The sequence below is a fragment of the Flavobacterium sp. Leaf82 genome, from assembly GCF_001422725.1.
In the GTDB taxonomy this organism is placed as follows: Bacteria; Bacteroidota; Bacteroidia; order Flavobacteriales; family Flavobacteriaceae; genus Flavobacterium.
This window is the reverse complement of sequence record NZ_LMMA01000006.1, coordinates 144,673-165,713: the sequence shown is the minus strand read 5'-3', so window position 1 is coordinate 165,713 and position 21,041 is coordinate 144,673. Positions and strand designations below refer to the sequence as shown.

At 34.4% G+C, this 21,041-nt stretch carries 14 protein-coding genes and 1 tRNA gene; all 15 read left to right on the top strand.

All coding sequences use genetic code 11. The annotated features are described in order from the left end of the window. Positions 1 to 3: 3 nt before the first annotated feature. Positions 4 to 354, top strand: coding sequence for an FtsL-like putative cell division protein (locus ASF10_RS06800; protein WP_055094967.1), 351 nt, complete (start codon positions 4 to 6; stop codon positions 352 to 354). Next, positions 345 to 2,354 (top strand): penicillin-binding protein, encoded by a 2,010-nt coding sequence (locus ASF10_RS06795; RefSeq protein WP_056247004.1) that lies wholly within the window; start codon positions 345 to 347, stop codon positions 2,352 to 2,354. Before ASF10_RS06800 ends, ASF10_RS06795 begins: the two co-directional genes overlap by 10 nt. Then, positions 2,351 to 3,814: a UDP-N-acetylmuramoyl-L-alanyl-D-glutamate--2,6-diaminopimelate ligase gene (locus tag ASF10_RS06790; RefSeq protein ID WP_056247002.1), complete on the top strand. Its 1,464-nt coding sequence runs from the start codon at positions 2,351 to 2,353 to the stop codon at positions 3,812 to 3,814. The genes ASF10_RS06795 and ASF10_RS06790 overlap by 4 nt, the downstream gene beginning before the upstream one ends. Before the next feature lie 97 nt (positions 3,815 to 3,911). Beyond that, positions 3,912 to 5,144 carry a phospho-N-acetylmuramoyl-pentapeptide-transferase gene (gene mraY / locus ASF10_RS06785; protein ID WP_056247000.1) on the top strand — a complete coding sequence of 411 codons (1,233 nt, stop codon included), beginning with the start codon at positions 3,912 to 3,914 and terminating at the stop codon, positions 5,142 to 5,144. Next, positions 5,145 to 6,476, top strand: a complete 1,332-nt coding sequence (gene murD / locus ASF10_RS06780; protein ID WP_056246998.1) for a UDP-N-acetylmuramoyl-L-alanine--D-glutamate ligase — start codon at positions 5,145 to 5,147, stop codon at positions 6,474 to 6,476. 77 nt (positions 6,477 to 6,553) lie between these two features. Further along, on the top strand, positions 6,554 to 6,919 hold the full coding sequence (locus ASF10_RS06775) for a four helix bundle protein (protein ID WP_056246996.1): 366 nt from the start codon (positions 6,554 to 6,556) through the stop codon (positions 6,917 to 6,919). Between the two features lie 47 nt (positions 6,920 to 6,966). Beyond that, the gene (locus ASF10_RS06770) at positions 6,967 to 8,277 is read left to right on the top strand and encodes an FtsW/RodA/SpoVE family cell cycle protein (protein WP_056246994.1); all 1,311 of its coding nucleotides are present in this window, start codon (positions 6,967 to 6,969) and stop codon (positions 8,275 to 8,277) included. Between the two features lie 41 nt (positions 8,278 to 8,318). Then, positions 8,319 to 9,404, top strand: coding sequence for an undecaprenyldiphospho-muramoylpentapeptide beta-N-acetylglucosaminyltransferase (gene murG / locus ASF10_RS06765; protein ID WP_056246993.1), 1,086 nt, complete (start codon positions 8,319 to 8,321; stop codon positions 9,402 to 9,404). Between the two features lie 153 nt (positions 9,405 to 9,557). Then, a complete protein-coding gene (gene murC, locus ASF10_RS06760; RefSeq protein WP_056246991.1) occupies positions 9,558 to 10,907 on the top strand; it encodes a UDP-N-acetylmuramate--L-alanine ligase in 1,350 nt (449 codons plus the stop codon). After that, positions 10,894 to 11,616: a cell division protein FtsQ/DivIB gene (locus ASF10_RS06755; protein ID WP_056246990.1), complete on the top strand. Its 723-nt coding sequence runs from the start codon at positions 10,894 to 10,896 to the stop codon at positions 11,614 to 11,616. Before murC ends, ASF10_RS06755 begins: the two co-directional genes overlap by 14 nt. Before the next feature lie 6 nt (positions 11,617 to 11,622). Further along, positions 11,623 to 13,044, top strand: a complete 1,422-nt coding sequence (ftsA, locus tag ASF10_RS06750; protein ID WP_056246987.1) for a cell division protein FtsA — start codon at positions 11,623 to 11,625, stop codon at positions 13,042 to 13,044. Positions 13,045 to 13,127: 83 nt separating this feature from the next. Then, positions 13,128 to 15,158 (top strand): cell division protein FtsZ, encoded by a 2,031-nt coding sequence (gene ftsZ, locus ASF10_RS06745; protein ID WP_056246985.1) that lies wholly within the window; start codon positions 13,128 to 13,130, stop codon positions 15,156 to 15,158. Between the two features lie 203 nt (positions 15,159 to 15,361). Then, the gene (locus ASF10_RS06740; RefSeq protein WP_056246984.1) at positions 15,362 to 15,811 is read left to right on the top strand and encodes a GatB/YqeY domain-containing protein; all 450 of its coding nucleotides are present in this window, start codon (positions 15,362 to 15,364) and stop codon (positions 15,809 to 15,811) included. A gap of 60 nt (positions 15,812 to 15,871) precedes the next feature. After that, positions 15,872 to 15,945, top strand: a tRNA-Arg gene (locus ASF10_RS06735). 670 nt (positions 15,946 to 16,615) lie between these two features. Next, positions 16,616 to 21,031 carry a cadherin-like beta sandwich domain-containing protein gene (locus tag ASF10_RS06730; RefSeq protein WP_056246982.1) on the top strand — a complete coding sequence of 1,472 codons (4,416 nt, stop codon included), beginning with the start codon at positions 16,616 to 16,618 and terminating at the stop codon, positions 21,029 to 21,031. Positions 21,032 to 21,041 lie beyond the last annotated feature (10 nt).

The following is a 21,041-nucleotide window of genomic DNA, read 5'->3' as shown; positions in this document are numbered from 1 at the left end:
AAAATGAAAAGTGGAGGAGTATTTGGCATATTAAAAGCAAGGTTTCTTTTAAACGATGATGCAGTGAAAAACTGGAGATTCATTGTTTTTATAATTCTGCTCGCTATTTTGATGATTGCCAATACACAACGATACGAACAAAAGGTTTTTGAAATAGCAAAACTGAATAATGAAGTAAAAGAATTGCGATCTGAGTTTGTAGATCGTCGTTCAGAATTAATGAAGTTGAAGATGGAATCAACGATATCGGATAAAATGCTTGAAAAACAGATTTTTCCGTCGACAGTTCCTCCGGTGAAAATAGAAGTTAAAAAAGAAGAAGAGAAAAATTTCTTTAAAAGAATATGGCAGTAGACGATAAAAATATATCCTACAGAATTTACCTCGTAGCAGTTTTCATCTTTTTGATGGCAATTGCTATTGTTGTTAAGTTAACCAATATTCAATGGGTTGAAGGAGATTATTATAGAAAACTGGCGAAACAACGTACAGTTAGAAATTTTGTAATTCCGGCAAATAAAGGAAACATCTATTCTGCTGACGGAAGTTTACTGGCAACATCAATCCCTAATTATGAGATTCGATTTGATGCTAAAGCACCAAAAACAGAAACTTTTGAGAAATATGTAAAATCATTGTCAGATTCATTGGCAACAGTTCTGGACAGACCGGGAGGTTATTATGAAAAAGAATTAAGAAAAGCCAGAGAGAATAAAAATCGTTACTATTTGATAGCCCGTAATTTGAGTTATACGGAATATGTAAAGATAAAAGGATTTCCATTATTCAATTTAGGTGCTTTCAAAGGTGGAATTATTATCGAGCAGGAAACGGTTAGGAAACATCCGATAGGAAAAATTGCCGAAAGAACAATTGGTTACGATCGTATTGATCCTGCAACAGGAGTAGAAGTAGGTAAGGGAATCGAGTGGGCTTTTAAAAATTACCTGAACGGAAAAGACGGTAAAATATTAAAGCAAAAAATTGCAAAAGGACAATGGAAACCTATTCGCGATGTCAATGAAGTTGATCCTCAGGATGGTTTTGATGTTATTTCGACAATAGATGTTTTTATTCAGGATATTGCGCACCACGCTTTGTTGAAACAGTTAGAAGAATATGAAGCTGATCACGGTTGTGTGGTTGTGATGGAAACTGAAACAGGTCATGTAAAAGCCATTTCGAATTTAGGAAGAGCAGAAGACGGGTCGTATTATGAAACTACAAATTATGCTGTAGCTGAATCTCATGAGCCGGGATCTACTTTTAAATTAGTCGATTTAATGGCTATTTTAGATGATAAAGTAGCAGATACAAGTGCGGTTTACGATAGTCACAACGGACAAGTAAAATATTATGGACGTTCTGTTACTGATTCGCACAGAGGAGGTTATGGAAAAGTTTCGTTAGCACGAGGTTTTGAACTTTCGTCAAATACGGTAATGGTTCAGGCGGTTTATGAAGCTTATAAAAATAATCCATCCAAGTTTGTAAATCACATTAAAAGTTATGGATTAGATAAACCATTAGGATTGCATTTTAAAGGAGAAGGAAGACCTTATATACCACAACCCGGAGGCAAACACTGGTCAGGAGTTTCACTTCCGTGGATGGCTTTTGGTTACGGAGTTTCGGTGACACCAATGCAAACGCTGGCATTTTACAATTCAGTTGCTAATAATGGTGTAATGGTAAAACCTCAGTTTGTTTCTGAAATTAAAGAATGGAACAAAACCATCAAGAAGTTTGATGTTGAAGTGATTAATCCAAAAGTATGTTCGCCGGAAACCATTAAAAAATTAAGAGCAGTATTGCTTAATGTGGTTAAAAAAGGGACAGGATCAAAGTTGTATTCGAAAGATTTTTCGATGGCTGGTAAAACAGGAACAGCTCAGGTAAATTACGGAGGAAAAGAAGGAAAGTCGGCATTGTATTATGCATCTTCTTTTGTGGGTTATTTCCCGGCAGATCATCCTAAATATTCTTGTATTGTAGTGGTTCATAAACCTAATACAGCAAAAAACAATTATTACGGAGCAGATGTTGCGGGACCGGTTTTTAAACGAATTGCCCAAAAAATATTTACAGATGCACCTTCTACCAATAAAATTAAAAAACTGGATTCAAGAATTCCAAAACAAGATGACAGTTATAATAAATATACGGCAGAAGCGAATAAAAAATCAAATCAAATTCCGGATTTAAAAGGAATGCCGGGAATGGATGCAATTGCTTTACTGGAAAATTTAGGCTTGAAAGTAAAAGTAAACGGAGTGGGAAAAGTAAAAAAACAGTCTTTACAGGCTGGAGAAAATATTAGTAAAAACACAACAATAGTATTAGAATTATCGTGAAAGTACTAAAAGACATATTATATAAAGTAGCTATTGAATCTGTAACAGGTTCAACAGAAATTGGTATTCATAAAATTGATTTTGATTCAAGAAAAATTGAAGAAAATGATGTTTTTGTGGCAATACGCGGATCACTTTCTGATGGGCATGATTATATAGAAAAAGCCATTCAGTTAGGTGCAGTTGCTGTTATTTGTGACGCATTGCCGGAGAATATCGAAAAAGGAATTACTTATATTAAAGTAAAAGATACCAATACGGCTTTGGCTTTTATGGCGGCTAATTATTTTGGAAATCCTTCTGAAAAATTAAAATTAGTTGGCGTTACAGGCACAAACGGAAAAACAACTATTGCGTCATTATTGTTTCAGTTGTTTCAAAAAGCAGGTTTTAAAGTTGGTTTATTGTCAACTGTAAAAATCATGGTGGATGAAACGGAATATAAAGCAACACATACTACGCCGGATTCAATTACAATCAATCATTATTTAAATGAAATGATCGAAGCCGGAGTAACGCATTGTTTTATGGAAGTGAGTTCACACGGAATTCACCAGAAACGTACAGAAGCCTTGCATTTTGTTGGGGGAGTTTTTACGAATTTGTCACACGACCATTTAGATTATCATCCAACGTTTGCAGAATACAGAGATGTAAAAAAATCATTTTTTGATTCGTTGCCAAAAACGGCTTTTGCGTTATCAAATATCGATGATAAAAACGGACCGGTAATGTTGCAAAACACAGTTGCCAGAAAATTTACATACGCCTTAAAGTCTTATGCTGATTTTAAAGCGACAATATTAGAAAGTCAATTATCTGGTTTGTTGTTAAAGGTTAATGAAAATGAAGTTTGGGTAAAACTTATCGGGACTTTTAATGCTTACAATGTTTTGGCAATTTACGGAACTGCAATAGAACTTGGGATGGATAGTCTGGAGGCTTTGCGTTTGCTGTCTGATTTAGAAAGTGTTTCAGGGCGTTTTCAATACATTGTTTCAACAGGAAATATTACTGCCATTGTAGATTATGCGCACACGCCTGATGCATTAGACAATGTGTTAAAGACAATAAATGATATCCGTACTAAAAATGAGCAACTAATTACTGTTGTTGGTTGCGGTGGAAACAGGGATAAAACAAAGAGACCGGTTATGGCTAAAATTGCTACAGATCTTAGTGATAAAGCAATTTTAACATCTGATAATCCTAGAAACGAAGATCCTGAAGTGATTTTAGATGAAATGGAAAAAGGCGTTGAAGCTCATAATTATAAAAAGATATTGAGAATTACCGATAGAAAACAGGCAATAAAAACTGCTTGTCAATTGGCTCAGCCAAATGATATTATTCTAATTGCCGGTAAAGGTCATGAAACGTATCAGGAAATAAATGGTGTTCGAAACCATTTTGATGATATGGAAACAGTAAAAGAAATTTTAAATCAATTAGGAAAGTAAAGTTTACAAGGTTAATTGGTTGTTCGTTTAATCGAATAATTAAAATCAAAAACTAACGAATCAACACAATAACAATCAAACAAATAAACCAAGATATATGCTATACTATTTATTTGAATATTTAGACAAAACATTAGATATACCGGGAACGGGAGTTTTTCAGTATATCACTTTCAGATCGGCTTTGGCATTGATGCTTTCATTGCTTTTGTCAACGATTTACGGAAAAAGAATTATAAACTTCTTGCGTAAACAACAAGTTGGCGAAACCGTTCGTGAGTTAGGATTAGCAGGTCAAAATGAAAAAGCAGGAACACCAACAATGGGAGGACTGATTATCATTTTTGCAACGCTTGTGCCTGTTTTGTTATTTGCCCGTTTGCATAATATCTATATCGTATTGCTTATTGTGACTACGCTGTGGATGGGAACCATTGGTTTTGTAGACGATTATATTAAAATATTCAAAAAAGACAAACAAGGACTTAAAGGAATTTTTAAAGTTATAGGACAAGTTGGTTTAGGTATCATCGTTGGGGCAGTTCTTTATTTTAATCCTGCTGTAACTGTAAGAACGGATACAGGCAGAACTGATGTTTTTAGAACAACAACAAATACAACGGTAGTTTTACCTGCGCCGGTAGAGGAAAAATCTACGGCAACAACAATTCCGTTTGTAAAAAATAATGAATTTGATTATGCCGAGTTATTAGCCTGGACAGGTGAAGGATATGAAAAATGGGCTTGGTTGATTTTTATTCCGGTTGTTATTTTCATCATTACTGCGGTTTCAAATGGTGCTAACTTAACAGATGGAATTGATGGTCTCGCCGCAGGAACATCCGCAGTATCTGTGCTCGCGCTCGGGATATTTACGTTTGTTTCCGGAAATATCATTTTCTCAAATTATCTAAATATTATGTACATCCCCAGTTCCGGAGAGATGACAGTTTTTATATCTGCATTTGTTGGGGCATTAATTGGATTTCTTTGGTACAACTCTTATCCCGCCTCGGTTTTTATGGGTGATACGGGAAGTTTAACTATTGGTGGAATCATTGCTGTTTTGGCAATCGCAGTTCGTAAAGAATTATTGATTCCGTTATTGTGTGGAATCTTCCTGGTAGAAAATTTCTCAGTGGTTTTGCAAGTGAGTTATTTTAAATTCACCAAGAAACGTTTCGGCGAAGGCAGAAGAATTTTTCTAATGTCGCCATTACACCATCATTATCAAAAGAAAGGATATCATGAGAGTAAAATTGTAACCAGATTCTGGATTGTTGCGATCATGTTAGCCATATTATCAATCGTTACTTTAAAACTTAGATAGATGAGATTGGTAGTTTTAGGAGGAGGAGAAAGTGGGGTAGGAACCGCTATTCTGGGAAAGAAAAAAGGATATGAGGTTTTTGTATCTGATTTTGGAAAAATAAAAGAAAGCTATAAAGAAGTTCTTATAATTAATGGAATTGCCTGGGAAGAAGAAAAACATACGGAAGACCTGATTTTGAATGCTGATGTGGTAATGAAAAGTCCGGGAATTCCAGAGAAATCTCCCATAGTACAAAAGCTTATTGGCGCAGGAATTAAAGTGATTTCAGAAATTGAATTCGCAAAACCTTTTACCGAAGCGCTAACAATTGGAATTACTGGTAGTAATGGGAAGACAACAACAACGATGCTTACGCATCACTTGTTGAAATCAGCAGGACTAAATGTTGGTTTAGGAGGAAACATCGGAAAAAGTTTTGCCTGGCAGGTTGCCGAAAATAAATACGATGCCTATGTGCTTGAATTAAGTAGTTTTCAGCTCGACGGAATTATAGATTACAGGCCGGATATTGCCATTATTACGAATATTAGTCCGGATCATTTAGACCGATATGAATATAAATATCAAAAGTATATTGACTCGAAGTTTCGGATAACAATGAATCAGACGGAGAGCGATTATCTTATTTACGATGCAGATGATGAAGCAATTTCAGAATGGTTAAAAAATAACACAACAAAAGCAAAATTAATTCCTTTTTCATTGTCTCAAACATTCGATGAAGGGGCTTCTATAAATAACAACAAAATGGAAATAAAGATCAACCAAGAAGAGTTTACAATGGAAACAGAATACATTGCGTTAGAAGGAAAACATAACATGAAAAACGCAATGGCAGCAAGCTCTGTAGCAAAATTGATGCAAATTAGAAATGCAACAATACGCGAAAGTTTATCAAATTTTCAAGGTGTTGAACACCGTTTAGAGAAAGTATTAAAAATTCAGAATGTTCAATATATCAACGATTCAAAAGCAACAAATGTAAACGCTACTTTCTTTGCTTTAGACAGTATGAATGTTCCAACCGTTTGGATTGTTGGCGGTGTTGATAAAGGAAATGATTACAATGAATTAATGTCATTAGTTCGTGAAAAGGTAAAAGCAATTATATGTCTTGGAGTTGATAATCAAAAGATTATTAATGCTTTTGGAAATGTAGTTGATATTATGGTCGAAGTAAACAACATGAACGATGCTGTAAAAACAGCACAACGTTTAACAGAGAAAGGCGATGCTGTTTTATTGTCTCCAGCCTGCGCAAGTTTCGATTTATTCGAAAACTACGAAGATCGTGGAAAGCAGTTTAAGCAAGCGGTACACAATTTATAATTGTAGATTTCTGATTTTAGATTTTAGATTGTTTTCTAAACTTTGAATTCAAAAATATAATATAAGTTCTTTTAATTATGACGACGGATGAAATGAAGTTGAGAACAAAAAAGTTCTCTTTGATGATAATTGATTTAGCAGAAAAATTGCCAACTACATATATTGTGAAGGTTGTTGCTAATCAAATAGTGAGAAGCGGTACATCAGTTGGAGCAAATTACAGAGCAGTTTGCAGAGCAAGAAGTGATAAGGAATTTGTTTCTAAAATGAATATAGTTTTAGAAGAATCTGATGAAACTTTATTTTGGCTTGAAATTATTAAAGAAAAAATGTGGGTTGCAAAATCTGAGTTAGAAATAATTTGGAAAGAAGGAAATGAGTTAACCGCCATTTTCGTCAGCAGTTTAAAAACAGTAAACAACAGGATTAACAATAAAAATTAAAAGATAAGATTTTAAAATAATCTAAAATCTAAAATCAGAAATCTAAAATGAAAGAACTAGTAAACAAATTAAAAGGAGATAGGGTAATATGGTCATTTGTGGCTTTATTGGCGTTGTTTTCGTTTATGCCTGTTTTTAGTGCGAGTAGTAATTTGGCTTACATAGGTCACGGAACCGGAAATACATTGGGTTATTTGGTAAAACATCTGGCTCACGTTTGTATTGGTTTCCTGATTATTTATTGGGTACACAAAGTGCCATATCATTATTTCAGGGCGATTTCTAAAATAGCTTTGCCTGTTGTGTGGTTTTTGCTGCTTTATACATTACTAAAAGGAACAGTAATTGCCGGAGCAAATGCAAGTCGTTGGATTCAAGTACCTTTTATAGGTATTACGTTTCAAACTTCGACTTTGGCGGCAAGTATATTATTTATATATGTTGCCCGTTATTTGTCAAAAACCAGAGAAGAAAATGAACCTTTTCAAACGTCGTTAATACAGCTTTGGTTACCTGTTTTTATAACATTGGTGCTTATTTTACCGGCTAACTTTTCGACTACAGCGTTGATTTTTTCTATGGTAATTATGTTAACTTTTATTGGCAGATATCCGCTAAAATATATTGGTTTTATCATTGGTTCAGGAATCGGAATGCTGTTGTTTTTTCTTTTAGTGGCAAAAGCTTTTCCGGATTCAAGATTCTTCAGCAGGGTATCTACATGGGAAAGCCGTATTTCGAACTTTACCACAGACAAACCTGATGAAGATGATTATCAAATAGAAAAAGCAAAAATTGCAATTGCATCTGGAAAATTGGGAGGATTAGGACCAGGGAAAAGTGTTCAGAAAAACTTTTTACCACAATCATCTTCAGATTTTATTTATGCCATTATTGTTGAAGAATATGGATTAGTTGGAGGAGTTTCAATATTGATTTTATATCTGTTGCTGTTATTTAGATTTGTAATTGCATCGCATAAAGCGAACACACTATTTGGGAAGTTAGTCGTCGTTGGACTCGGATTTCCAATGATATTTCAGGCGATGATTAATATGGCAGTTGCAGTGGAGTTATTGCCGGTAACGGGGCAAACGCTTCCGCTGATAAGTTCTGGAGGTAGTTCGATCTGGATGACGTGTTTCTCTCTTGGGATCATTATTAGTGTTACAAAGAAAGAAGAAGAAATTGTCGAAGAGCAACAGGAGAAAGAAAGAAGAAAAGAAGCACTTCAGCGCTTAATTGATAAAGAATTAGGAGAAGAAGATTTGGTTTCTGAAGAAGTATATGAGGAACAAGGAATGTATTCGATTGAAGACAATTCCAGAAATCCAATGAATGCGGTTTTAAATAAATAAGATTAAAAAAATAATTTTTAAAGCGAATAACTTTTAAAAATATGACAAATTATAAATTCATACTAAGCGGTGGCGGAACAGGAGGACATATCTATCCTGCAATTGCTATTGCTAATGAATTAAAGGCACAATTTCCTGATGCTGAGTTTCTTTTTGTTGGGGCTCAGGATAAAATGGAGATGCAGAAAGTGCCTCAGGCGGGTTATGAAATAAAAGGTCTTTGGATTGCCGGTTTGCAAAGAAAATTAACGTTACAAAATTTAATGTTTCCGTTAAAATTGGCAACAAGTTTGCTGGAGTCACGACGAATTATCAAACAGTTTAAACCAAATGTAGTAATAGGAACGGGAGGTTTTGCAAGCGGACCTTTATTGCAGGCGGCTGGAGGAGCAGGAATTCCGACCGTGATTCAGGAGCAAAATTCGTTTCCGGGAATTACCAATAAATTGTTGAGTAAGAAAGCCAACGCTATTTGTGTGGCGTATGAAAATTTAGAGCGATTTTTTCCAAAAAATAAAATCATTCTAACCGGAAATCCGGTTCGTCAGGATTTAATAGATATCGAAAGTAAACGTGATGAAGCAATTGCTTTTTATGGTTTAGATCCTAATAAAAAAACATTATTGGTTCTTGGTGGAAGTTTGGGCGCCAGAAGAGTAAATCAGTTAATAGAAAAAGAATTACACAATATGCTTTCGCAGGATGTTCAGATTATCTGGCAATGTGGGAAATTATATTTTGAAGATTATAAAAAACATCAACAACAACATGTAAGGGTAGTTGATTTTATCGAAAGAATGGATTTTGTATATGCAGCAGCAGATGTAATTATTTCACGTGCAGGAGCATCTTCAGTATCTGAATTATGTATTGTTGGAAAGCCTGTTATTTTTATTCCGTCACCAAATGTGGCTGAAGATCATCAAACTAAAAATGCTCAGGCAATCGTTGATGCAAAAGGCGCTATTTTGTTGAAAGAGTCAGAATTAGACAGTCAGTTTAGTATTGTCTTTGAAGCTTTACTGAAAGATCAAGGCAAACAAAAACAGTTAAGTGATAATATCAAAAAGCTGGCGATGCCAAATGCTACAAAAGTTATTGTAGATCAGATCAAAAAGTTGTTATAATATAACTTTTCTCGAAAATTATAGAACAAAATTAAAAATTTAGAACGCTATTTTTAAGCGTTTTGAGTTATTAAAGTAATAAAATTACAAAGGCCTAAGTACTAGTTTTTTATAAAATAAAACGACTTGTAAATAGCTCAAAATTAAATAGAAATGAATTTAAATCAGATACAGAACGTTTATTTTATTGGCATTGGAGGCATCGGAATGAGTGCTCTGGCCCGCTATTTTAAAAATATCGGGAAACAGGTTTCAGGATACGATAAAACGCCGTCTATGTTAACGAATGAGTTAATCGAAAGCGGTATCGATATTCATTTTGAAGATAATATTAATTTAATTCCTTCTGATTATTATTCTGAAAATACATTAGTGATTATAACTCCGGCGGTACCAAAAACACATTCTGAGTGGAATTACTTTCTAGAAAGAGAATATCAGGTTAAAAAACGTGCAGAAGTTTTAGGAATTATCACAAAAGATACATTTTGTTTTGCCGTTGCCGGTACACACGGAAAAACAACAACATCCAGTATTTTAGGACATATTCTATTTGAAAGCGGAGCTGATGTAACAGCTTTTGTGGGTGGAATTGTAGAAAATTATAACTCGAATTTAATTGGAAGCGGAAAAACGGTAACAGTTGTAGAAGCTGATGAATTCGATCGTTCGTTTTTGCATTTGCATCCGGATATCGCCTGTATTACTTCTATGGATGCGGATCATTTGGATATTTACGGTACAAGTGAAGCAATCGAAGAATCGTTTGTAGAATTTGCATCAAAAGTTGAAGATAAAAACAATCTCTTTATAACAAAAGAATTGCCTCTTGAAGGAGTGCAATGTGCTATAAATGAAGATGCTGTATATAAAGCTTTTAATGTTCGTATTGAAGACGGAAGTTATGTTTTTGATGTGCAGACGCCATCAGAGATTATAAAAGACTTGCATTTTGGATTGCCTGGGAAACACAATTTAATGAATGGATTGATGGCAATTGCAATGGCGAAAACTTTTGGTACTCCAACGGATTCGATTGCAAAAGCGATTGCTTCGTTTAACGGAATCAGAAGACGTTTTTCTTATCAGATTAAATCTGAAAAACTAGTTTATATAGATGATTATGCACATCATCCAACAGAAATAAATGCTGTTCATCAGGCGGTTAGAGAATTGTATCCGGATCGCAAGGTTTTAGCAATTTTTCAGCCACATTTATTTAGCAGAACGCGAGATTTTGCTGATGGGTTTGCTGAAAGTTTATCACAGTTTGATGAAGTGTTTTTAATGGATATTTATCCGGCACGCGAATTACCAATGGAAGGGATTACATCGGATTGGCTGTTGGGTAAAATGACAAATTCGAACAAGAAAATTGTTGCAAAAAATGATTTATTAGCGGAGATCAAAGCCAGTGATGCGCCAATAATTGTAACGATAGGAGCTGGTGATATTGGAGAAATGGTTCCGTCAATCAAAAAAATGCTAAATGAAAATATTTAATTGGACAAATATTAGATTAATTCTCATTTTAGGGCTTGTACTTTTTTTATATTCTTTTGCCCAGCATCGAAATGGGGATCGAAAATTAAAAAAATCAATGGTTGTTTTTGTAGGAGAAAACACGCTGTTTGTAAAGCCTGAAACGGTTAATAAATTGTTGATAGAAAATAAAAAAGATGCTTCCAGTATCCGAAAAGATGAGCTAGATTTGAATAAGATTGAGAAAACCCTTGATACGCAAGAGATGATTGAAAAGTCAGATGTTTTTGTAAGTATTGATGGTGTTCTAAAAGCGGTAGTAAAACAGAAGACACCAATAGCGAGAGTTTATGATGGTGTTACCTCTTTTTATATTGACTATGAGGGAAATAAAATGCCTTTATCAGACAATCATACCGCTCGGGTTCCTCTTGTTTCCGGGGCAATAAATGGAAAAAATAACGAAGATTTAGCTACTTTATTTCGCACAATTTATGACGATGCGTTTTTGAAAAAAAACATCATTGCAATACAAATTATGCCTAATGGTAGCCTAAAAATGTTTAATAGAAATTATAATTACTTCATCGACTTTGGCAGAACGATGAATGTTGATAAGAAATTTAATAACTATAAAGCCTTTTTTCAAAAAGCGGTTTTAGATAGTTCGTTATATAAATACAGTAAGATTGACCTTAGGTTTACGGAACAAGTAGTTTGCACAAAATAATAGAAAATGGAAAAAGATAACATTGCAGTAGGTCTAGATATTGGAACGACAAAGATAGTTGCCATGATCGGCAAGAAGAATGAGTATGGAAAGTTGGAAATTTTGGGTATTGGTAAATCCAAAAGTTTAGGAGTTGCGAGAGGTGTTGTGAACAACATTACGCAAACTATCCAGTCTATCCAGCAAGCAATACTTGAGGCGGAAAACAATTCAGGTTATAAAATAAAAGATGTTGTTGTGGGTATCGCAGGACAGCACATTAGAAGTATTCAGCATACAGATTACATCAGCCGTAATAATCCGGAGGAAGTAATTGGCGAAAAAGATATTCAGCTTTTGATTGATCAGGTAAATAAACTGGCCATGTTACCGGGTGAAGAAATTATTCATGTTTTGCCGCAGGAATTTAAAATCGACGGGCAATCTGAGATTAAAGAACCTATCGGAATGTACGGGGGAAGACTGGAATCCAGTTTTCACGTAGTAGTTGGACAAGCTTCTTCTATTAGAAATGTTGGAAGATGTATTCAGAGTTCAGGAATCGAATTGTCAGGATTGACATTAGAACCATTAGCTTCGGCAGATGCTGTTTTAAGTCAGGAAGAAAAAGAAGCAGGTGTTGCTTTGATTGATATTGGTGGTGGAACAACAGATTTGGCCATTTTTAAAGATGGTATTATTCGTCATACAGCAGTGATTCCGTTTGGAGGAAATGTTATTACAGATGATATTAAAGAAGGGTGTTCGATTATCGAAAAACAAGCAGAGCTTTTAAAAATAAAATTCGGATCGGCCTGGCCGGGAGAAAATAAAGACAACGAGATTGTTTCTATTCCAGGATTAAGAGGCAGAGAACCAAAAGAGATTTCGCTTAAAAACTTATCTAAAATTATTCATGCTCGTGTAGTAGAAATTGTAGAGCAGGTTTTTGCAGAAATTAAAGCTTATGGACACGAAGATCCGCGCAAGAAACTAATTGCCGGAATTGTGCTTACAGGTGGTGGAGCTCAGCTAAAACATATCAAACAATTAGTAGAGTACATTACTGGTATGGATACCAGAATTGGATATCCAAACGAACATTTAGCCGGAAATTCAAGCGAAGAAATCTCTAGTCCGTTATTTGCAACTGCAGTTGGTTTAGTAATGAACAGTATCGAAAATAGTACGCAAAGTGCTGTTAGAATGGAGATTGTAAATGAGCAGCCAAAAGTGGTTTACAGAAATGTTCCTCCACAAGTACAACAACCTGTACAACAGCGATACGAAGTAGAAGAAAACTACGTTGAAAGAGTAGAAACTATTGAAGATTCAAGGGAAATCAGGAACAATGGAACTAAGGAAGAATCTACGGAAACTAAAATTAGAAGATCATTTTTTGATAGATATGTCGATAAAATCAAAGATTTTTTAGACAACGCAGAATAGAGTAATAAGAGAAAAGGAATTACTTTTTGCCCCAAGTCAAGAAGTAAAAAATGTATTAAATAAGAATTTCAAAAACCAAAAAGATGATGAGCAACTCAGAATTTGGAAGTATTTCATTTGATTTACCAAAAAACCAATCAAATGTAATCAAAGTAATAGGTGTAGGTGGAGGTGGTAGTAATGCTATCAACCATATGTTTAAACAAGGTATTAAAGGCGTAGATTTTATCGTTTGTAATACTGATTCACAAGCACTACAGAACAGTTCGGTACCGAACAAAATTCAGTTAGGTATGAACTTAACAGAAGGTCTTGGAGCAGGAGCAAATCCTGATGTAGGACAGCAATCTGCTATAGAAAGTATCGCTGATATCGAAAAAATGTTAGACCGTGGTACTAAGATGGTATTTATTACTGCTGGTATGGGTGGTGGTACAGGTACTGGTGCAGCTCCGGTAATTGCACAATTGGCCAAAGAAAGAGAAATCTTAACTGTTGGTATCGTTACAATTCCTTTTCAGTTTGAAGGGAAAGTACGTCAGGAGCAAGCGCTTTTAGGAATCGAAAAATTACGCAAGCAAGTCGATTCGCTAATTGTAATTAATAATAATAAATTAAGAGAAGTATACGGAAATCTTGGTTTTAAAGCAGGATTCTCGAAAGCGGATGAAGTTTTGGCAACTGCCTCAAGAGGTATTGCTGAAGTTATTACGCACCACTATACTCAAAATATCGATTTACGTGATGCTAAAACTGTTTTATCAAACAGCGGAACGGCTATCATGGGATCTTCTGTTGCTGAAGGCGAGAACAGAGCAAAAGATGCTATCGTTTCAGCATTGGATTCTCCGTTGTTAAACGACAACAAAATTACAGGAGCCAAAAACGTATTGTTGCTTATCGTTTCTGGATCAAACGAAATTACATTGGATGAGATTGGAGAAATCAATGATCACATTCAGGTAGAAGCAGGTCATAACGCAAATATTATCATGGGAGTTGGTGAAGACGAAACTCTTGGTGATGCTATTGCCGTGACTATTATTGCAACAGGTTTTGATGTTGAACAACAAAACGAAATTGTAAATACAGAGCCAAAAAAAATCATTCATACATTAGAAGATGAGCAAAGAAGTGTTCATAATCTAACGAATAGAACGGTTACTTCTTTTGATGTAAATGCTGAAACACCTACTGCAAAATCAGAAGAGAAGATTGTTTTTGAATTGATGGAAGATGAAGATACAATAACTCCGTTTACAGCTACACAAGTTGTTCCAGTTGAAGTTGCTCCAGCTGAAGTTCAACCGGTTGCAGTTGCACCATCAATGAATAAGGAAGAATTAGTAGTTATGTCTGAGTTTATTAAAAACCTTGATGTAACTTTCGAAATCGTTTCGCCTATTACAGATATCGATTTTACTATTTCATCTCCGGAAATGCAAACTTTCCAGGAAATAAAACCAATTCAGCAAGTTCAACAAAGAACTTTTGAAAGAGAAGAACAAACGACTTTCTCTTTTGATTTGCCTCTTTTTAGATCAGAGCCGGAAGTAAAGAAAGAACCCGTTGCAGAACAGGAAAATAAAATTTTGTTCGAATTATCGAATGAAACCCGTAATATTAAAGTAAATGATCCAGTACAATTCGTGCCGGTTACAGAGGTTTCGGATAAAGGAATCATTAAATATTCGTTAGAAGAATATATGGAGGTTGAGAATGAGTTAGTGACATCAAAACCTGTTGATAAAGTGGTAGAGGAAGTAATTCCTGCTGAATTAAATATTACCATGAAACAAAAGGTTGATTTTGCAAGCGAAGCGCATTTTACAACAACTTCAGAAGTTTCTCCTATGGAATTAACAATCGAGGAGACTTTACGTTTAAGAGCTGAAGAAAGAAGAAAGAAACTAAAAGAATTTAATTATAAGTTCCATAATAATGTTTCCAGAATTGATGAACTTGAAAAAGAGCCTGCTTACAAAAGATTAGGAATCGATTTATCTAATTCACAATCCAACAATAACAATTCGAGAATCTCAGTTGGAACAGATAGTAACAACGATTTGCAATTGCGTTCAAACAATTCATTTTTGCACGACAACGTAGATTAATTTTACAATCCTAATAATTACAGATAGCCCGAAAATTGGATTTAATTTTCGGGTTATTTTTTTTATCTTCGCACAGAATTTAAAATTTGACTTCTTTAATAGACTTTTTAAGTTAATCTTATTATTAGTTCAAGCGAAGTCCGGAATAAACTTTCAATATTCATATCAATTATAGGTATTACCTATTTAAATAAAAAACTAAGATGAGCTTACAAACATTAATCATGGACGAGATTAAAACCGCCATGAGAGCAAAAGATACTGTAGCATTAGAAGCCTTAAGAGCAATTAAGTCTGAGATGTTATTAGCGGCTACTGCATCAGGTTCTAAAGAAGAATTATCAGAAGACGAAGAAATTAAATTACTTCAGAGACTGGTTAAAACACGTAAAGAAAGTGCTCGTATTTTTACAGAACAAAGCCGTCCTGATTTAGCTGAGCCAGAATTGGCACAAATTGCTGTAATCGAAAAATTCTTGCCTGCACAATTAAGCGAAGCAGAAGTAGAGACTGTAATTGCAAAAATTATTGCTGAAACAGGAGCTTCAGGAATTGCTTCAATGGGTAAAGTTATGGGATTAGCAGCTGCACAATTAGGTGGAACTGCTGAAGGAAAAACTATTTCTACAATCGTTAAGAAGTTATTAGTATAAAAATTTATGATTTTAGTCCCGATAGCTATCGGGACTAAAATCATAAATCTAAAATATAAAGACCACGTAGTTCAACTGGATAGAATATCAGATTTCGGCTCTGAGGGTTGGGGGTTCGAACCCCTCCGTGGTCACAAAAAGCGGTTAAAATACAGTATATGTATTTTAACCGCTTTTTTTATTTTATCAAAATTCATCTCCTGTCTTTATGAGTCTTAATTCATCCCTATTATTAAGCTTATAATTTATTTTAGGATTTTCATTCGATTTAAAATTCTACTTTTTTTATTCAGTTGTATTGATTTACTGCTCTTTTTTAAATCCATAATCAAAATTTTTCGTCGGTGATTTAAATTTTTTTTATAATCATTGCTCTCTAATTAATTTTCTTTTTTGTAAGAAATGTCTCAATATGTCCAACTAAAAACTTTTGAAGGCAAAAATAAATCCTAAAAGCTTCAATATTTGAGTAAGTAAATAGTGCTAACCACTATGCTTGGCTGAGTTTGTTAAAGTTTAATCGCAATAATTTTGCAATCAACGTATTAGACTTATTATTCCATTTTTTTTATTGTAGAAAATACAACTGATGATAAACTTATTATTTGAGTTTTTTTTGAATGGTTTGACTTTTTAATCCATCAGTTTTCAAAAATGGATTTAGTAATGTCATGTGTTTTGAAATTTAAACTGAAAACGAAGACAAAAAATAGCAGGTAGCAAATTAAAAATAAAAAAAATGAGCTAAAAAACACAATTAAATGAGGAAAAAATTAGAAAAAACTAATAAAAAAATGAAACAAAATGAATAGAACTAAAATAAAAATGAACAAAAATTTACTTATTGTACTTGCTTTTCTTTTATTTAATATAATTGGATACGGGCAAAATACTTGGTTAGGAAATACTCAGGCATGGGATTTGGCTACAAACTGGAGCTCTGGCGCAAGACCGCTACCAGATGATGATGTATTAATTCCGAATGTGCCTATTCAACCAGTAATAACTTCAAATGTAAGATGTAATTCTATCAAACTATCAAATTCAGTTTCAGGTGGAGTTACTTCATTAACTATAAACGGAGTTGGTCTTCTTACGGTAAATTCAATAGAAATGATGGCTATCGGAAGAAGCAGTTTATACATTAGTACAGGAAAAATAATAGTAAAAGATGATATTGTGATGCATGGCTCAAGCCTTCAAAATGATATAACCTTTACGGGAGCAGGAAGTATAACTATCGGCGGCAAAATTAGTGGAGGTAAATTAGTTGCCGGCCCGGGATCAGTAAACTATAACGGAGAAACATTAACTCAGGAAGTTGGTGATTACACGTATAATGATTTAACACTTTCAGGAAGTGGAACAAAAACAATTAAATCTAATACTACAGTAACAGATATACTTTCGATGGAAGGTACAGCAACAACGTCGGCATCGCCAAAGTATGGTCCAGGAGCAACGTTACGATACAATAGTATTCAATCACACGCAGCTGGTCCTGAATGGTTATCATTATTCGATGCTGCAGGAGGAATCATAATTGTTGGTACAGGACCTGTAACTATTACAGGAGTTAATAAAGTTTTAGGAGACAACATACCGCTTACAATATCTGATGGAGCATCATTATTAATTTCAGGGCAATCTGATTTTTCTTTAGGAGGTGATTTTATGAACGATGGATCATTAACATCTGACGGATTGGTTTATATAAGTGGTGATGCTGAAATTCAGAGTATTGATGGCTTTACATCAAAAGGGGTAGTTATGTCTAAAAATCAAGGTATAGCTACGTTTACTCAAAGTATGAGTTCAGAGAAGTTAGAAATTAGTGGTTCAGGGACGCTTAATCTGGGCAATGGTACAAGAAGTCTGACTCATCAATTTACAGATTGGATCAGAACTCAGGGAACATTAAATGGAGGAACAAGTCTTTTTAAAATTTCCGGAAATGTTATTGGAACTGGAGGAGTATTTATTCCAGGGACGGGCACAGTAGAATTTAACGGACAATCTCAAAATTTAGGATCAGAACCACTTACTTATAATAATCTTGTATTATCACAAGGTGGAACTAAAACTTTTGGAGCAAAGACTACAATAAATGAGACTTTTTCTATAGCAACTCTAGTAGTTGCAGATCTTGCACCTAATTTAGTACATAGTGCAAAATATATAAAACTTGGAGACGCAGCCGTATCTTCAGGATCATGGGGAAGCTTAGCTTCAAATGCAGTAAATAAAAATAATACCTTTTTTGTTTCTAATAATGGTATTGTAAATGTTGGACCAACAATAGTAATAAGTACTGAAAGTTTACCGGCATTAACTACTGTTTATGGAACACCATCAGAACCAACTATCTTTAATGTAGCTGGTATAGCTATGCTTGAAGGAATTTTGGTTACTCCATCAGCAGAATTTGAGGTAAGTAAAGATGGTATTAATTATACTCAGACAGTTACTATTGGTATCGCGGGTGATTTTGGGTCTGCGCCACTTTATATCCGATTGAAAAAGACAACTGCTGCGGGTACTTATCCTCTGGGAAAGGTAACTTTAACCAGTAATAATACAACTACGATCAATGTACCGATAGCTGAAAGTGTCGTGACAAAAGCACTATTGAAAATCACAGTAGATGGTGGAATTTCGAAAATGTACGGAGAAGAAAATCCAACATTCCCTTTTACATATAGTGGATTTCAAAATGAAGACACAGCAGATAGTTTACTAACCAAACCTGTTCCTACGACAACGGCAGATGCAACCAGTATTGTAGGTATATATAACATTGCAATTGGTGGGGGAGAAAGTAATAATTATGAGTTTTATTATATTGGAGGTATTTTAATTGTAAATCCATCTAATAATGCAGGTTTGATCGATTTATCGATTAGTCAGGGTATTTTAAGCCCAGCTTTTTCAGTGGCAGAACTACAATATGCAACGACTGTTCAAAATGATGTTACTACTATAAAATTAACGCCTGTTACTGAAAATCTTTATGCAACAGTTAAAATAAATGGAGTACCGGTAGCTAGTGCAACTGCCTCAGGAGAAATTTCTTTACAAGTTGGTCAAAATAAAATTGTAACAGAAGTAACAGCTCAGGACGGAACAATTAAAGAATACATTGTAATTGTTACAAGAGAACCTTCCAGTAATGCAGGTTTATCAGATATTGTTATCAGTAATGGTGATTTAAACCCGGCTTTTGATACCAATGAGAAAGATTACAAAGTAGAAGTTCCTAATGAAATTAATACATATGTAATCAATCCAATACCAGCTGATCCAACAGCGACAATCGAAATGAAAGTTGATGGAAAAGTTATTGATCCTTTATCTCCAATAGATTTAAAAGTAGGAGATAATGTAATTACAATAGTTGTTACGGCGGAAGATGGTATTACCCAGGAAAGTTATGAGGTAATTGTTACAAGAGACCCTTCTAATAATTCAGCTTTAATAGATTTAGCGCTAAGCGAAGGTATTTTAACCCCTGCTTTTACAGAAGCAAATACAGCATATACAGCGTCAGTAACTAATGATATTGCAACTATTAATGTTACACCAGTTACTTCAGATAGTACAGCAACATTAACTATAAATGGAAAAGAAGTTCTTAGCGGAACAGCTTCAGGAGAAATCCCGTTACAAGTAGGTGAAAACACAATCACTACTGTAGTAAAGGCTCAGGATGGAACTATTACTACGTATACTGTAATTGTTACAAGAGCACCGTCTAATAATTCAGGTTTAATAGATTTAGCTCTTAGCGAAGGTATTTTAGCCCCTGCTTTTACAGAAGCAAATACAGCATATACGGCGTCAGTAACTAATGATATTGCAACTATTAATATTACACCAGTTACTTCAGATAGTACAGCAACATTAACTATTAATGGAAAAGAAGTTCTTAGCGGAACAGCTTCAGGAGAAATCCCGTTACAAGTAGGTGAAAACACAATCACTACTATAGTGAAAGCTCAGGATGGAACTATTACTACTTATACTGTAATTGTTACAAGAGACCCAGCACCAGCTTCTGATAATGCAGGTTTATCTGATATTGTTATTAGTGACGGGGCATTAAGTCCAGCTTTTAACACGGATACAAAAGGATATACAGTAGAAGTTCCAAATGAAATTAATACATATGTAATCAATCCAATACCAGTTGATCCAACCGCAACAATCGAAATGAAAGTGGACGGAAAAATTATCGATCCTTTATCTCCATTAGATTTAAAAGTAGAAGATAATGTGATTACAATAGTTGTTACAGCTGAAGATGGTATTACACAAGAAACTTATGAAATCATTGTAACAAGAGATCCTTCTAATAATTCAGGTTTAACGGATTTAGCTCTTAGTGAAGGTACTTTAAGCCCTGCTTTTACAGAAGGAAATACAGCATATTCAGCTACAGTACCTAATGATGTTACAAGTATAGCTGCTACACCAGTTACAGCAGATACTACTGCAACAATAACTGTAAATGGACAAGAAGTTCCTAGCGGAACAGCTTCAGGACAAATTCCGTTACAAGTAGGTGAAAATACAATTACTACTGTAGTGAAGGCTCAGGACGGAACTATTACTACTTATACTGTAATTGTTACAAGAGAAGAAGCTCCTGCTCCTGATAATGCAGGTTTATCTGATATTGTTATTAGCGATGGTGCTTTAAGTCCGGCTTTTAATACAGATACAAACGATTACAAAGTAGAGGTACCAAATGAAATTAATACATATGTTATTAATCCAATAACAATAGATCCAACTGCAACTATTGAAATAAAAGTAGATGGAAAAATTATTGACCCTAAATCACCAATAGATTTAAACGTAGGCGAAAATGTAATTACAATAGTAGTTACTGCTGAAGATGGTACACAAGAAACATATACTGTTATTGTAGATAGAGCAGATGCTGTACCACAGGCAATTATACCTACCAATATTATTACTCCAAACGGAGATGGTAAGAATGATTACTGGATAGTTCCGGGTATAGAGTTATTTTCAAACAACTCAGTTAAAGTTTTTGACCGAGCAGCGAGATTAGTGTACTCTAAAAATAATTATAACAATGATTGGGATGGTTCTTATAATGGAGCTCCACTTACTCAGGATACATATTACTATCTAATTGATCTTGGAAACGGTCAGCCTAAAATTAAAGGATTCATTTCAATTATTAGGGACTAACATTTAAGAG

Excerpts from the sequence above, each read along its gene's own strand:
- ftsA (WP_056246987.1), top strand. The coding sequence starts at position 11,623 with ATGGAAAAAGATAACATTGCAGTAGGTCTAGATATTGGAACGACAAAG.
- murG (WP_056246993.1), top strand. The coding sequence starts at position 8,319 with ATGACAAATTATAAATTCATACTAAGCGGTGGCGGAACAGGAGGACAT.
- ASF10_RS06770 (WP_056246994.1), top strand. The coding sequence starts at position 6,967 with ATGAAAGAACTAGTAAACAAATTAAAAGGAGATAGGGTAATATGGTCA.
- ASF10_RS06740 (WP_056246984.1), top strand. The coding sequence starts at position 15,362 with ATGAGCTTACAAACATTAATCATGGACGAGATTAAAACCGCCATGAGA.
- ASF10_RS06775 (WP_056246996.1), top strand. The coding sequence starts at position 6,554 with ATGACGACGGATGAAATGAAGTTGAGAACAAAAAAGTTCTCTTTGATG.
- murC (WP_056246991.1), top strand. The coding sequence starts at position 9,558 with ATGAATTTAAATCAGATACAGAACGTTTATTTTATTGGCATTGGAGGC.
- ftsZ (WP_056246985.1), top strand. The coding sequence starts at position 13,128 with ATGATGAGCAACTCAGAATTTGGAAGTATTTCATTTGATTTACCAAAA.
- murD (WP_056246998.1), top strand. The coding sequence starts at position 5,145 with ATGAGATTGGTAGTTTTAGGAGGAGGAGAAAGTGGGGTAGGAACCGCT.
- ASF10_RS06800 (WP_055094967.1), top strand. The coding sequence starts at position 4 with ATGAAAAGTGGAGGAGTATTTGGCATATTAAAAGCAAGGTTTCTTTTA.
- ASF10_RS06755 (WP_056246990.1), top strand. The coding sequence starts at position 10,894 with ATGAAAATATTTAATTGGACAAATATTAGATTAATTCTCATTTTAGGG.
- ASF10_RS06730 (WP_056246982.1), top strand. The coding sequence starts at position 16,616 with ATGAATAGAACTAAAATAAAAATGAACAAAAATTTACTTATTGTACTT.
- ASF10_RS06795 (WP_056247004.1), top strand. The coding sequence starts at position 345 with ATGGCAGTAGACGATAAAAATATATCCTACAGAATTTACCTCGTAGCA.
- mraY (WP_056247000.1), top strand. The coding sequence starts at position 3,912 with ATGCTATACTATTTATTTGAATATTTAGACAAAACATTAGATATACCG.